This window comes from Paenibacillus pectinilyticus (genome assembly GCF_001700435.1).
GTDB classification, from domain to species: domain Bacteria; phylum Bacillota; class Bacilli; order Paenibacillales; family NBRC-103111; genus Paenibacillus_E; species Paenibacillus_E pectinilyticus.
This window is the reverse complement of record NZ_LYPC01000010.1, coordinates 1-15019: the sequence shown is the minus strand read 5'-3', so window position 1 is coordinate 15019 and position 15019 is coordinate 1. Positions and strand designations below refer to the sequence as shown.

At 47.1% G+C, this 15019-nt stretch carries 12 protein-coding genes and 1 riboswitch; of the genes, 9 read left to right on the top strand and 3 right to left on the bottom strand.

The window, feature by feature from the left end:
• The first annotated feature begins 150 nt into the window (after positions 1–150).
• The 6 genes from A8709_RS02605 (at position 151) to A8709_RS02575 (ending at position 7067) form a co-directional block, all read left to right on the top strand.
• Complete coding sequence (locus tag A8709_RS02605; protein WP_141692411.1) at positions 151–807, top strand: succinate dehydrogenase cytochrome b558 subunit; 657 nt, start codon at positions 151–153, stop codon at positions 805–807.
• 17 nt (positions 808–824) lie between these two features.
• Positions 825–2588, top strand: coding sequence for a succinate dehydrogenase flavoprotein subunit (gene sdhA, locus A8709_RS02600; RefSeq protein WP_065850649.1), 1764 nt, complete (start codon positions 825–827; stop codon positions 2586–2588).
• Between the two features lie 2 nt (positions 2589–2590).
• Entirely contained in the window at positions 2591–3355 is a 765-nt protein-coding gene (sdhB, locus tag A8709_RS02595) for a succinate dehydrogenase iron-sulfur subunit (RefSeq protein ID WP_065850648.1), read from the top strand.
• Positions 3356–4210: 855 nt separating this feature from the next.
• Positions 4211–4321: riboswitch (guanidine-I (ykkC/yxkD leader) on the top strand.
• Between the two features lie 64 nt (positions 4322–4385).
• A complete protein-coding gene (locus A8709_RS02585; RefSeq protein ID WP_065850646.1) occupies positions 4386–5405 on the top strand; it encodes an ABC transporter substrate-binding protein in 1020 nt (339 codons plus the stop codon).
• A 22-nt stretch (positions 5406–5427) separates the two neighbouring features.
• A complete protein-coding gene (locus tag A8709_RS02580) occupies positions 5428–6246 on the top strand; it encodes an ABC transporter permease (RefSeq protein WP_065850645.1) in 819 nt (272 codons plus the stop codon).
• 2 nt (positions 6247–6248) lie between these two features.
• Positions 6249–7067, top strand: a complete 819-nt coding sequence (locus A8709_RS02575) for an ABC transporter ATP-binding protein (RefSeq protein ID WP_065850644.1) — start codon at positions 6249–6251, stop codon at positions 7065–7067.
• 93 nt (positions 7068–7160) lie between these two features.
• On the opposite strand, the gene A8709_RS02570 is transcribed toward A8709_RS02575, so the two are convergent.
• Positions 7161–7949, bottom strand: coding sequence for a phytanoyl-CoA dioxygenase family protein (locus A8709_RS02570; RefSeq protein WP_065850643.1), 789 nt, complete (start codon positions 7947–7949; stop codon positions 7161–7163).
• A 264-nt stretch (positions 7950–8213) separates the two neighbouring features.
• Here A8709_RS02570 and A8709_RS02565 point away from each other — a divergent pair, with 264 nt between their 5' ends.
• Positions 8214–9272 (top strand): LacI family DNA-binding transcriptional regulator, encoded by a 1059-nt coding sequence (locus A8709_RS02565; protein ID WP_065850642.1) that lies wholly within the window; start codon positions 8214–8216, stop codon positions 9270–9272.
• A 444-nt stretch (positions 9273–9716) separates the two neighbouring features.
• On the opposite strand, the gene A8709_RS02560 is transcribed toward A8709_RS02565, so the two are convergent.
• Together A8709_RS02560 and A8709_RS02555 are read right to left on the bottom strand one after the other, a co-directional pair.
• Positions 9717–10685, bottom strand: coding sequence for a cation diffusion facilitator family transporter (locus A8709_RS02560; protein WP_065850641.1), 969 nt, complete (start codon positions 10683–10685; stop codon positions 9717–9719).
• A 472-nt stretch (positions 10686–11157) separates the two neighbouring features.
• Entirely contained in the window at positions 11158–11766 is a 609-nt protein-coding gene (locus A8709_RS02555) for a hypothetical protein (protein ID WP_065850859.1), read from the bottom strand.
• Between the two features lie 190 nt (positions 11767–11956).
• Between A8709_RS02555 and A8709_RS02550 the strand changes: the two genes are divergently transcribed.
• Both A8709_RS02550 and A8709_RS02545 read left to right on the top strand, forming a co-directional pair.
• Entirely contained in the window at positions 11957–13021 is a 1065-nt protein-coding gene (locus A8709_RS02550; protein WP_065850640.1) for a glycoside hydrolase family 88/105 protein, read from the top strand.
• Positions 13014–14696, top strand: coding sequence for a hypothetical protein (locus tag A8709_RS02545; protein ID WP_065850639.1), 1683 nt, complete (start codon positions 13014–13016; stop codon positions 14694–14696). The genes A8709_RS02550 and A8709_RS02545 overlap by 8 nt, the downstream gene beginning before the upstream one ends.
• Positions 14697–15019 lie beyond the last annotated feature (323 nt).

The window sequence follows — 15019 nt, the reverse complement described above, 5'->3', positions numbered from 1 at the left end:
TATAATCATTGAATGAATTGGCAAAATAGGCGTGGATGATTATGGGTTGACGCTCGTTTGCGGCGAGAGTACAATGATATGTGGCTTTGTTTGTCTAAACTTGTCGGATGTTAGGTGAGTTTGAATTTTGTTGAGGGGGGAATTGGTTACATTATGAGTAATTCGTATTACTTTCGTAAGATCCACTCGTTACTAGGTGTCATTCCAGTGGGCTTCTTCCTTATTGAGCATTTGCTCACTAACTATGAAGCTACCAAAGGGCCTGCAGCTTTCGTGGATCAAATTAACTGGTTGAACGGTTTGCCTTTAGTATTGCTCATGGAAATCGTGGGGATCTGGCTTCCGCTTCTTTATCATGCCGTTTATGGACTTTATGTAGCGTACCAATCACGTAATAACGTTTCAAGCTACGGGTACTTCCGTAATACGATGTTTATGCTGCAACGTGTCACAGGTGTGCTTACGTTCTTATTCGTTGCTTGGCATTTGTTCGAGACACGGATACAGGTTGCGTTAGGCAATGTGAAGCATGAAGATTTGGGTATGACGATGCATGATATTGCAACGAATCCTGTCTTGTTTACGGTCTATCTGGTGGGTATTCTATCTGCAACGTTCCATTTCACGAACGGCTTATGGTCTTTCTTAGTTAGCTGGGGTATTACGGTTGGACCACGCGCGCAACGCATTTCATCTGTGATTTGGATGACGGCTTTCGTGGTGATGTCCATCATGTTTATTATGTCGTTGACTGCATTTACCGGTACGGAATTTCAAGTTCCAGTAGAAGTGCAAACGGGGCATTAAGGGAGAGGTGAACTTAAGTGGCTAATTCAAAAATCATCGTCGTCGGCGGAGGCCTTGCGGGACTCATGGCGACAATTAAAGCAGCAGAAGCAGGAGTGCATGTGCAATTATTCTCCCTGGTTCCTGTGAAACGTTCCCACTCCGTATGTGCGCAAGGCGGCATTAACGGTGCGGTGAATACCAAAGGTGAAGGTGACTCCACATGGGAGCACTTTGACGATACAGTTTATGGTGGCGATTTCTTAGCGAATCAACCACCGGTTAAAGCATTGTGTGACGCGGCTCCAGGGATCATTCACTTGATGGACCGTATGGGTGTTATGTTTAACCGTACGCCGGAAGGTTTACTTGATTTCCGTCGTTTCGGTGGTACGAAATATCACCGTACAGCTTTTGCAGGCGCAACAACGGGCCAACAATTGCTATACGCACTTGATGAGCAAGTACGCCGCTGGGAAACAGCTGGTCTTGTAACGAAATTCGAACACTGGGAATTCCTTGGTTCGGTCTTGGATGATGAAGGCGTTTGCCGCGGTATCGCAGCGCAAGATTTGCGCAGCATGGAAGTTCAAACGTTCCCTGCTGATGCGGTTATCTTAGCAACGGGTGGTCCTGGTATCATTTTCGGGAAAACAACGAACTCCGTTATTAACACAGGTACAGCTGCAAGTGCGGTATATCAACAAGGTGTGAAATACGCAAACGGTGAAATGATTCAAATTCACCCAACGGCGATTCCAGGAGACGACAAGCTGCGCTTGATGTCCGAATCTGCACGTGGTGAAGGCGGACGTATTTGGACATACAAAGACGGTAAGCCATGGTACTTCCTTGAAGAGAAATACCCAGCGTACGGTAACCTCGTTCCTCGTGATATTGCAACGCGTGAGATCTTCTCGGTTTGTATTGATCAGAAGCTTGGCATCAACGGCGAGAACATGGTTTACTTGGATCTTTCTCATAAAGACCCGAAAGAGCTTGATATTAAGCTTGGCGGGATTATGGAAATCTACGAGAAATTCATGGGCGACGATCCGCGTAAAATCCCGATGAAGATTTTCCCTGCGGTTCATTATTCCATGGGCGGCATGTGGGTTGACTATAACATGATGACGAACATTCCTGGTCTATTCGCAGCAGGTGAGTGTGAGTATCAGCATCACGGTGCAAACCGTTTGGGCGCGAACTCCCTCGTTTCCGCGATTTATGACGGTATGGTTTCCGGTCCGAAAGCGGTTGAGTACATCCGCGGCTTATCCAAGCATGCAGATGATACGTCTTCGATCATTTTCGATCGTGAGAAGAAACGCCATATCGACCGTTATGAGAGCTTGCTCAAAATGAACAATGGTACAGAAAATGCATACGTTCTTCATAAAGAGCTTGGCGATATGATGAATGCCAATATGACCGTTGTTCGTTACAATGATCGTTTGACTGAAACGATTGGCAAGATCAAAGACTTGAAAGAGCGTTACAACAACATCAACATTACGGATACGGCTCGTTGGAACAACCAAGGGGTTGCGTTCACACGTCAGCTTTGGAACATGTTCGAGCTAGCTGAAGCGATGACGGTTGGTGCCTTGATGCGTGATGAAAGTCGTGGTGCACATTACAAACCTGATTTCCCTGAGCGTGATGATGACAACTTCATGAAAACGACAATCGCAGACTGGACGCCGGATGGTCCTAAGATTTCGTATGATGAAATTGATGTATCGCTGATTAAACCTCGTAAACGTGACTACTCCACGGAGAAGAAAAAGGAGGGATCCTGATCATGGCAGAGACACTAAGCGCACCGAAAACAGTGAAGTTTATCGTGACTCGTCAAGAGAGTCCGGATTCCAAACCGTATACAGAGGAATTTGAAGTTCCTTACCGCGCGAACATGAATGTGATCAGCGGTTTGATGGAAGTTCAACGTAACCCGAAGAATGCCAAAGGCGACAAAACGACACCAGTTTGTTGGGAATCCAACTGTCTGGAAGAAGTATGCGGCGCATGTTCCATGGTTATCAACGGGAAGCCGCGCCAAGCTTGTTCGGCTTTGATCGACAAGTTAGAGCAGCCTGTCCGTGTTGCGCCGATGAGCACATTCCCAGTTATGCGTGACCTTGTTATTGACCGTGGACGCATGTTCAACGCGTTGAAAAAGGTTAAAGCATGGGTTCCAATCGATGGAACATACGATCTTGGTCCTGGACCGCGTATGGCGGAGTCGAAGCGTCAATGGGCTTATGAGTTGTCCAAATGTATGACATGTGGCGTATGTTTGGAAGCTTGTCCGAACGTAAACGACAAGAACTCGTTTATCGGGCCTTCTGCATTGTCGCAAGTTCGTCTATTCAACGCTCACCCAACAGGTGAAATGAACAAAGACGAGCGTTTGGATACGTTGATGACAGACGGCGGTATCGAAGGCTGCGGTAACTCGCAGAACTGCGTACGCTCCTGTCCGAAGGGCATTCCGCTTACGACTTCCATCGCAGCGTTGAATGCAGACACAACGAAACATTTGTTCAAGAAATGGTTAGGCGTGTAAGCTGCGCTGACAGATAGGAAGGCCTGGCACCTCTGGTGCTGGGCCTTTTTTTGCGTAGGTAGGTGTAGGTGAAAGTGGAGTTTACCTTGTTGGCGGAGAATTGGTGAGGGCGCTGATGATAGGCAAAGGCAAAAGCAAAAGCTCATTTGTCAGGAAGTAAGCACTCGTGATGGTCTTATGGTAAGGGTTTTCGGACTTTCAGTGGTCGTAAGCACACCAGATGTGCTAATGGCTGACTTATATGGATCGTGAAGCACCATTTGAGGGTAATAAGCACTCGTGAAGGTCTAATGGTAAAGGATACTATGATTTGGGAAGAAATAAGCACTCGATGAGGTCTTATTAGACGAGAATAGGGCACTTTAGCCTGGTGATCACAAGGTGGGCCTATTTGGGCGCATGATCAGGTGGATCACTGGCAGCCTTTCCGGAAAGAGCCTTATTACACAACAAAAAGACCCAAGTCGAAGACTTAGGGTCTACGTTATGATGTGTAGAGGTCAATGAGCCGCGGGGCCTTGCGCTGGGTCATATTCTGGCTTATCTATAGGGGAAATCAAGTGAGGATGCTGGAAAATTGAAGTTGTTGGAGAAAGCGCCGTGTAAACTGGCGATGTAACAACATTAGATTTATGTGCCGCGGTAGGTGGTTTAGGTTGTTTATCTAACATTTGAATGTGGAAATGAATCGAATACATCGCAACACCCCCATTTGGATTGGTTATATGTTATATAATATTACGTGCAAGACAATTTTGACAACACAAAATTTATTTGTGTTATATATATTGACATGAACATCTAATCTAAGTATGATATAAACAAAAGTAAGACAACGAAGAACAATCGCATAGCAAACTTGTTTTCTAGGGTTCCGCGGCAGCAAATGGTGGCTGTTGGTCAGGTCCAAGAGAAGACACACGATGAGCTTCATCGTGCACACGGAGGGATAAAAGCCCGGGAGGATATCAGAATATGATATCATTCCGGGCTTTTCCTTTTACCTTAATAAAGAGAGGGAGTTCGGAGCATGAGACAAAAAACGATATTTCTGATGATGGCGCTATTATTAACTTTTACAGTGGTTAGCGGTTGTACGAGTAAAGAAGCAAGCACGAAAGCAGGAGGCAGCAGTGCACCCATTAAATTAGCACTTAGCCCATGGCCAGGTTGGTTCGTATGGTACCTCGTGAAGGAAAAGGGCTTTTTTGAGAAAAATGGCGTGAATGTCGATCTTGTCTGGTTCCCCGTCTACAGTGACTCCTTATCTGCATTAGCTTCAGGTAAAGTGGATGCGAACAGCCAAACATTAAGCGATACACTGGCTCCGGCAAGTAAAGGCATCAAACTCAAAGCCGTTCTTGTTAATGATAATTCCAATGGCGGCGACGGCGTAGTAGTGAAACCGAACATTAATTCCTTGAATGAGTTGAAGGGTAAAAAAGTCGCAACAGAACTTGGCACAGTCGATCATCTTCTGATGCTGACAGCTCTTGAGAAAGCTGGACTCGCAGAGAAAGATGTCTCCTATACGAATATGACGGTCAATGATGCAGGGCCGGCGTTCATTTCAGGTAACCTGGATGCCGCGGTACTATGGGAGCCATTCCTAAGTAAAGCGATTCAAGAAGGCAAAGGAAAGCTGCTCTTCTCCTCCAAGGATACACCTGGGCTGATTCCTGACTTGCTCGTTTTTAAAGAAGAAATTACGAAAAACCGTCCTGATGATGTTAAGAAAATCATTAACGCTTGGTTCGACGCTTTGGACTACTGGAAAGCGAATCCAGAGGAAGCGATGCAAATTATGGCCAAAGCTGCGGAGACGCCAGTCGATGAGTACAAAGCGGGCGTGGATAGTGTTAAGATTTTCCAACTGGAGGATAATATTAAGGCATTTGCCAAAGGTGATTCCTATGAATCCTTAAACTTTACATCCCAGAAAACAGCCGAGTTCTTGAAAGGATTGGATATGCTGTCGACAATCCCGAAAGCGGAAACCTTCTTAGATGGACATTTTGTAGAAGAAGTCATGAAGGAACGCAAGAAATAAAGGCTGAACAGGAGGCATACAGATGGAAACACTTGTGAAGAAAAGACGCAGATCCACGTTGTTTGCGATAAGAGGCGAGATTGGCTCTAAATCCTATATGACGGGTGTTGTTATTATTGTTGCTGCTATATTGGTGTTCTGGAGCGTGATGAGCTATGGCGAATTCGTCAATCGCACCTTTCTTCCAACGCCGGATGATGTGCTTCGGGAGTTTGGGGTTCAGCTGCACAATCCCGTGTTCTGGCATAATGTGGGGATTAGCATTTTCCGAGTAGGCGGAGGCTTCTTGCTTGCTTGTATTCTTGGAATTCCACTTGGGATTCTGGCTGGAACTTATCGTATCGCTGAGGCCATCCTTGTGCCGCCAACTGAATTTATTCGTTATATGCCTGCGACAGCGTTCATTCCGTTAATCATGGTATGGGCGGGAATTGGCGAATGGGCCAAAATTCTCGTCATCTTCTTGGGGTGCTTTTTCCAACTGTTGCTGATGGTTGCGGACAATGCGCGTGCGGTTTCCAATGATTTGCTTCAAACCTCCTATACACTCGGGGCTAAGCGGTGGCAGGTTATCGAAAAGGTGCTGATCCCCGCGTTACTGCCTGATTTAATGAATACCCTGCGTTTAATCATCGGCTGGGCGTGGACATATCTGGTCGTAGCAGAGCTCGTTGCAGCGAGCAGCGGTCTTGGATTTTCCATTATGAAGGCGCAGCGGTTTCTCAATACGGATCAGATTTTTGTTGGCATTTTAGCCATCGGGTTACTTGGATTATTCACGGATCGTGCGTTCGCTTATTGTCATAAGAGATTTTTCCCATGGTTGGAAGGAGGGCGTTAGAGATGGAAGCATTGAATTTGGATTACAGCAAGGTACCCTCTAGCGAAACTGTGAAAAGCGTGCGGAAAATCGACGCTGTCGATGTAACGAAGGTATACAGTACGAAGAAATCAAATTTCGTCGCGCTAGATCGCGTCTCCTTTCATGTGGATGCTCATGAATTCGTTAGCTTCGTTGGTCCATCGGGATGCGGGAAATCATCCTTACTTCGAATTATTGCGGGGCTTGAACCTCTGACGATGGGGAATTTAAGTATCTCTGGTCATGAAATCGATGGCCCTGGGGCCGATAGAGGGATGGTTTTCCAAAGCTATACCCTGTTCCCCTGGTTGTCTGTGCGGGAGAATATTGAATTCGGGCTAACACTGAAGGGCGTTCCACTTTTTGAAAAGAGAGCGATATCCGATCACTTTATGGAACTTGTCGGTTTGAATAAATTCGCCAAATCGCTGCCGAAGGAGCTTTCGGGTGGGATGAAGCAGCGCGTTGCCATTGCAAGAGCTCTTGCCAACAATCCAGAAGTGATGCTGATGGATGAACCTTTTGGTGCGCTGGATCCACAAACGAAGAATTCGATGCAAGAACTCCTGCTTCGCATTTGGGAAAAAGAGAAGACCACCGTTGTCTTCATTACACATGATATTGAGGAAGCCATCTTCCTTTCGCAGCGCGTGTATGTGATGCAGGCGCATCCCGGCACGATTCGCAGTGAGATTGTGATCCCACACGGTCTACGGGAAGTGGAGGATGTGAAGGATTCGGAGGCTTTCGTAAAGCTGAAGAAGCAAGTGATTTCGTTGATTGGGCATCATGACGAGTAACGAGACATGGTGATAGAGGCCGTTCCGGAGAGTAGATCCATCTACTTGGGGAATGGCCTCTGTTTTATTTTGCAAATACTTTAGGGGAGTTGATTACCCTTCATTCGGAGCGGAAGCTAATACGGGGAACAGCCGGCCCTTGATAAGGTCGCCATCCTGAAAACCGGAGCCACGAGTCAGTTCGTGATTGCTTTTGCCATCAAAGGTAGCATCCTCTGGCATGTAGACAATGGTCAATACACGACGCGGATGATCGGATTTATTGGCATGGGCGTAGTGGAAGGTAAGCCCGTGATGCAGCGTGAAGCTCCCGCGTTTCAAGGGAACATTGACCGGGCGGCGCAGATCGGTGCCATTTTCCTTGGTCAGCTCAAGTAAATCAATAGGGTGCAGAAAATCGACATTCGTCAATTTACCTTCCTTATGAGAACCAGGGATGAAAGACAAGCAGCCGTTGACGTCATCTACGTCATGCATAGGCAGCCAGAGTGTCAGCACGTTGGATTCATTCATTGGAAAATAGGTGGCATCCTGATGCCAAGGGGTGGGTTTGGAGTCACCAGGCATTTTCCAGAAGGCTTGATCATGGAATAGGCGGACGCCGCTTGAACTCGAGAATTGTCTGGCGATATCAGCCAGCTTCGGGCTTAGCACATAGAGAGCCATTCCCGCTGAATCACGCCATGTGTTCATTTTGCTATTGAGAATTTTGAAATAATCGGAGTCCTTGTCCACGGTTTGCGTATGCTCGCCCTCGATGGCCATGACCTCGTCTAAATATGCGCTAAGTTCGTTCATCTCTTTCTCAGACATCACATCTTCCAACTGTACAAAACCATTCTCTTCATAGAATGCAAGCTTTTCTGGTGGTACTTGATACATGCAGGTCACCTCATTGATTAAAATAGAATGCGTATTTCGCTCGATTTGGATAGCACGGTCTCGGTTGATACCTGTATCATAAGCCTAAGCTCTATTTCGTGTAAGTATGGAAGGGCAAAGTTTGTTGGAAAAACTAAATGCATGGGCTCATTTTGTAAGGAAACCAAATCCCTATCGCTGTCAGGTTGCATGGAGCTAGAAATTTGACGAGGATTCCGCTTCTAGCTACAATAAGTTTAAGCGTTTAAAGAATGAGGGCAGGGAATGAGAAAAAATAAACAAGCTACAATCATCGACGTCGCTTCTGAAGCGGGCGTGTCCATTGCAACGGTCTCGAATGTCATTAACCGTAGGAAGGTTCCGATGTCACCGGAGACCATCCGCAAAGTGGAAGAAGCGGTTGTACGACTAGGCTATCGCCGCAATGTGATGGCAACGAATCTAAGTCGACGGCGCTCGAATGAGTTAGGATTAATTCTCCCCCATTTTGGCGGGTATTACGGCAGATTTGCTGAAAAGCTAGAGCAGAAGTTTCACAGCTATGGGTATCATTTATCTGTCTTTTCAGCAGCAGGTATGGATCCCGAGGTGGAAGAGCGGCATATTGAGCACTTATTGCAGAGACGTGTGGATGGATTGGTTTCGCATGGATTGGCGATCAGTGTGCACTCCACGCAGCAATTGGTTGGAGAAGGGACGCCGCTTGTGTTCTTTAATGGCTGGGGCTGGCCTGGTGATATTACCAAGGTGGCCGTGAACTTGGATTTTGCAAAGGCCTCAAGCCAAGCGGTGCAGTATTTCCTAGCGCATGGATGCCGCGCCGTTTTCTATGCAGGCAGACGTAAAGGAATGGGCGCCAACGAGCAGCGGATTGAGGGCTTCCTGGCAGGACTTGGAGATAGGGCCGAGTCTACTGTGCACGCGCTATTGGACGCTGGTGAATTGGGCGTAGCCGGCACTTTGGATGAGGCGCTGCGCGTGAGCGGAGACTTGCGTCCCATCGGTATTTACACATTCAATGATGCCTTAGCGCTGGAATTGATTGCGGAGTGCCATGAACGGGGGATTCGAGTTCCTGACGAGGTGCAGATCATTGGCATGGACAATGAGCATTTCGCGAAGGCTAGCTTTCCTTCTATCACGAGCTTCGAGATGCCCGTGGAGCTGCAAACGAGCTTAGTTGCGGCTTTCCTGATGCGGCAGATGGGGGAAGAACTTGATGAAGCGGGCACATTGCTGCTGGACTCGTATTTGGCTCAGATGAAGGGGCACGAGCTGCTCATTGATATGGATATGGTTGTGCGTAATTCTACGCAGAATTAACGTGTATGGGTAAGGATAGGTTGAATGAAAAAGGATCTAAGCGATTGGTGTGCTTAGATCCTTTTTTTTGCTTTTTTTAGGAGATGTAGGTAGGGAAAGCTAAGGCGCAGCAATGGGTACCGTAGGTAGGGCCCAAAAAGGGCCTTACAGTGCGTGCTTGGGTGGTTATGTTGGTGTAGCGCCCAGAAAGGGCCTTACAACAGGTAGGTTCTGTATATGAGTGCAGATGATAGCATCGTAAAGCCCGAAAAGGGCTTTACAGAGTAAATACAGGCTTGTAAATGATTTGTAACGCCCAAAAAGGTCGTTACAGCTCTGTTTCGTAAGCCATTCAGCATGTCGCTTAGCCTACTATTGAGAAACCTTCCTTTTGGTTGCGGTTAAGGGACTACTGGCGACATTTCGACGAAGGATATCTTGGAGTTGGTAGGAAAACGCTTTGGATCACGCATCCCTGCGGATCTGCTGCTTCGTTTGCTTTTGCAGACGCAGAAAGTCCTTCCCGTACTCCCCGTGCGGGTTGATGTCCGCGTGCTCGATTTGAATCGTCGCATGGGCGATGCCGAACTTGCTCTTCAGTGTTTCATTGATCGCCAGGATCACACAGAATGGCTGAATGTTCGGGGAGATAAAAACATGCGCAGTCAACGAATAATGATCGGTTGAAACGGCCCAGAGGTGCATCTCATGCACATCTTCGACGCCCTCCACTTCCGCGATCACAGCGCGGATTTCGTCGAGGTTGAACTTTTCCGGGACCGATTCCATGAGGATCATGAACGATTCTCGAATGATTTTGGCACCACCTGTAAAAATAATGCCCCCAATCACCATCGAGATCAGCGGATCGAACCAGAGATGGCCTGAATAGTAAATGACAATCGAAGAAATGATGACACCTACTGAGCTTAGCAAGTCACCAAAGAAGTGCCACAGCGCGCTTTGCACATTGAGATTGTCTTCCTCTTTGACGCTGTTGTGGAGCACCAAGGTGAGCACAAGGTTCACCACGAAGCCGATCGAGGCGATGCCGAGCATCAGGCCTAGCTGGATGGGCTGAGGGTGAATGACCCGCTGGACGCCTTCGATAAAAATGCCTAACGCGATGATACAAAGCGCTAATCCGTTCAGAAACGATGCAACAATTTCAAACCGCAGGAAGCCGAACGTGAAGCGGGCATTGGGCTGCCGTGTAGCTAATTGCAGGGCGACCATGCTGAGACCTAGAGCAATAACATCGGAAATCATATGGGCAGAATCGGATAAAAGCGCAAGGGAATTCGACAACACCCCACCGACAATTTCAACAATCGTAAAAAAAGCCGTTAGAATGAGGGTGACCCACAGGGTTTTTCTTGACTTACTTTGCTCTTTCACATGGTGGAGATGGTGATAGTCATACTCGACACTCATAGGGTACCTCCTTATCTTCCTTATTTATAATAATTCTAATTAAGATATACATAGTATATGCCAAAGCGGTGGAAGGTGCAACTGAAAGTATGAAGGAATTTATAGGTGTGGGGTGGGAAAGGGTTATAAAGCGTTTTCATAATTGTAATATAAATGAAATATTTCTGTTATGGTACCATAATGTTTCCTTGGTAATATAATAAGCAAGACCCCCTTTTTAATATAAACTTTTAGAACCCGGCCCCGTTGGCTGGGTTCCTTTTTTTTGTTTAGGTGAAGAGTGCCCAAGTCGGATGACTGCCAAGTATGTGGAACGCATGTTGCATGATTACATGTGGATGCTTGGGGAGTATTTATAGATATAAACGAAAAAAGCCCAACTAATGGGCTTTTTTACTATTCATTATTCAAAATCATTCCCAACTAACCGCGGGTTATTCCACCAGCAATATAGGGTTCTAAACTCCCCAACCTACTCAAACCGCACTTCCTGATCCAAGATCATCTCCTTCGGCGGAGTTTCCATCGGTGATGCATAGGGGATCAAAGAAAAATGAACGTCATCTAATGTGTCAGGCAAACACGGTGTGACGAGGAAAGTCATTTGCGTGCGCCCGCCGCCGCCGGAAGAGCCATTTCTGCGAACACTGAACGGTTGGCCTCCGCTTACTTCTAATAAAAGCTGCGGGCGGACGTGACCGATGTGAACATCTTGTTCAAGGAGTTTGATCTCAATCGTAACGACGCTACTGTGTTGGTATTGCATCGCGTGGGTTATCGCATATTCAAAGCCATCAACAGTCGTTTTCTTCATAATAGGCAAAACATGCACCAATTCGCCAGGCTCATTTGGCATGATCGGATAGTTGGTTTCATTCAGACTGTTCAGCAGCCAATTAATTTGTGGAATATCAAGATCATATCGGTTAGCCCATTCTTGAACAACATCTTGCGGCGGGAAAAACCGTCTGCCTTTGGCAAGAGATTTGCGCGCTGTCAGGAGTTGAATTAGGGACTCGTCAATCTTCGCTATCTCTTCGTTGTATTCATTAGGGATTCTTTGTAGTTCAGACCACCCCATCGTCATGCACCTCTATCTTCCAATTGTATCCATTTATTATACTGCCTAATGATGACAGAAGGAAGGTTTGCAGAATGTCACCTAGAATAATCTGGACGATTCCCCATGTTTTCGAGACGGAAGCCCAAGCAAAGCAGGGGCGAATGGTGCTAATCTTTAGGTAATCTTGTAATTAAAAGGAGCTGCCAAAATGATGAATTCACCGTTTGCAATAACTGCTGATAAGGTATGGGAAGAAATGATAAATGATCATTCCGGGGAATGGGGCATGGATATCCACCATTGGGACTGGGTACCTGGCGTTGGTGTGATTGCAATGCTTGAGTATTATGAAGCGACTCGTAAACCGGAAGTTCTAGCTTATTTGCAGTCGTGGGTAAAGCAAAATGTCGAGAAATCCAAAGGCACAAAGGTAATCAATTCGATCGCGCCTTATGCAATTTTTCCTGCTTTGTACCGTATTACGAAGGATGCTTGGTTTCGAGAAGAAGCAGTACGCGTAACGGAGTGGCTGATAAAGGAAACACCGCGAACACGCGAAGATGCCTTCGAGCACACGGTGACGGAAAATGCGGCATTCCCTGAGCAGGTATGGGCGGATACGATTTTTATGGCGGTACTGTTCCTAGCGCGCACAGCATCGTTAGTCGGCAGCACGATCTATGCGGAGGAAGCGCTGAAGCAAGTAATCATTCACCTTCGTTTGTTGCAGGATGACGAGACGAATGTGCTTTTCCACGGCTGGAATTGCGGCTCCGGCAATCATATGTCAGCGGCGCGTTGGACGAGAGCGAATGCCTGGATTGCTGCGGGTATCCCGATGATAGTTGAGGAAATAGGACAGCTTATTGCCATTCCAGATGAACTTAAAGAAAGATATGGCCGACTGATGGGCGGTCTGTTATCCTATCAGCAAGAGGACGGGCTGTGGAGCACGGTCATGGATCAACCCCATTTTTATCGGGAAGTGTCGGGGAGTGCGGGAATTGCTTATGGCTTGTTGAAGGGTATGGAGATGGGCTTACTCCCTCGTCAAGAAGAGACGGCCGTCACAGCGGAGCGCGTGTTCCATGCGATTTTACCCTATATCACGGAGCAAGGTACTGTGGAAGGTGTCTCCGGCGGGACGCCAGTCATGCCAACGATTCAAGCGTATCAAGACGATATTCCAACGTATCCAACGCTTTACGGACAAGGTCTGGTGCTCATGCTTATGGCAAAGGTGCCCAACAAGGAGAGGTTTGAACATGCGTAGAGATGAGCTGTTAAGAGCGATTGGGGCAAATGATGGACAGTATGATGCAAGTGTCAAATTAATTCGAACACCGCTCTCGGCGACGTATCACACGGCACTTAAACAGCAGACGAACCCTTTTGTATACGCGTTGTATCCATCTCTGTGTTATGCGTACGATTTACTGTGTTACGGTGGTGACGCTTATACACAACGTGCGATCGAAATATTGCATGTCGTTATTGCTGGGCAGGATAAGGACGAAACGCGTGCTTCGTATGGGATCTGGCCTTACTTTTTCGAGGAGCCGCTGGATGAAATGGATCGTCCGGACTGGAACATGGCGGATTTCCATGGAAAGCGTCTCGTACTTATTTTGAAAAAATATGCAGCCGCCCTTCCACAATCCTTAGTTGAAGAGATTCGCGAAGCTGTCTATCATGCCTGCCAAGCCATTATCCTTCGAAATGTGGGACCGCATTATACGAATATTGCGATTATGGGGGCTTTTGTTACACTGGTTGGCGGCGAGTTGTTAGATGATCATGAGATTCGAAGCTATGGGGAGCAGCGTCTGAAACGATTTTATGAATTTACCACGGGGATCGGGACGTTTTCAGAGTATAACAGTCCTTGCTATTCGCCGATTGCGATTGAAGAGCTGGATAGCATTTATCAGGAATCCAGTACATCAGAGGCTGTGACTCTAGCTGAACAGCTTTTGGATATGGCTTGGCAGATGATCGCGAAGCATTTCCACCCTGCGACTGGGGAGTGGAGCGGTCCGTATAGCCGAACCTATTCGACGCTGATGACGGAACGAGAGAAGCATTTCCTGGGAAATGCGCTCAACAAGGGATCGCTGGGAATACAGTGTCCAGAGAAGTATCATGCCTATTTTACCTCCAAAGAGGAACGATATTTCAATGAGCCAACCTTGATGGTGGCCGAAACAGGCTATCAGAACTACGCGACGACATATCAAAATGAGCGAATCTCGCTGGGCAGTTACACCTGCGGCAGCATGTGGAATCAACGCAGAAACCTACTCGGTTTTGTGGATATGGACGGACGCAAAGCTTTTGTTCAGCTGCAATTTCTGAAGGATGGCAAGGATTTCTGTTCAGCGATCTTCACAGGCGTGCAGTCGCGAGAAACAGTGTTGTTCGGTTTCAATTTGGCAACAGATAATGGTGCTTGGCATCAGGAATTGGATTTGATCAATGGTAGATTTCGCGCGAGCGATTTGCGGATTCGTCTTTTAATTGGCGGCGACTTGGAAGACATGAAGCTGCCTACTGTTGTAGAGGGGAAGCGCCTGACAACGATGCTCGGAGATACGCAGCTTCGAATAGAAGCTGTGCTAGCGGAGTCGGACTATGGGGCTCTTGAGGTAGCAGCGGAACGCAGTGAGGATGAGCTTCACATGGATTATGTCATCTATGCTGGCGAGGAGCAGGCTTTTGATTTCCATGCGGTTCAAAAAGCCGTATGGGTATTCGCACTATCCTTAGGGCAGCCGGGACATCTGCCGGGGGTGACGGTTACGCATGAGGCCAATTCTGTGATAGCTGCAATTGGCGAAAAGGAAGCGCACATGTCGATCAAGGTGCCTCGCGCACCTGGGAAGACGGGGGAGTTGTACCGGAATAACCGTGTGCAACAGCCGGGGAATTTACTTGAGCGCGTGAAGTAAGCGTAAATAATAGTTGAGGAAGAGGCGTGGGGAGTAATCCCTGCGCCTTTTTTATGTTGTTCTACGTATACTAACTGGAAAATAGGTAGTTATTTTCGCCAGAATCGCCTGTGAAATCATTTTAGATGGATTTCATCCATCTAATTCTACCGCTTTCCCATTTTTCTAACGAAATGGTCCGAATTAGCTGCATAAAATCCAGTTATTTCATTTTTTTCGCGGAAACAGGCGAATTTTCCTACAGGAATGCTCTTCTGTCAAGAAAGTAGACGTCACTAAGTTAAGCCACCCGCTGATAATATAGCTGCTCAAAGAGCGCTGGG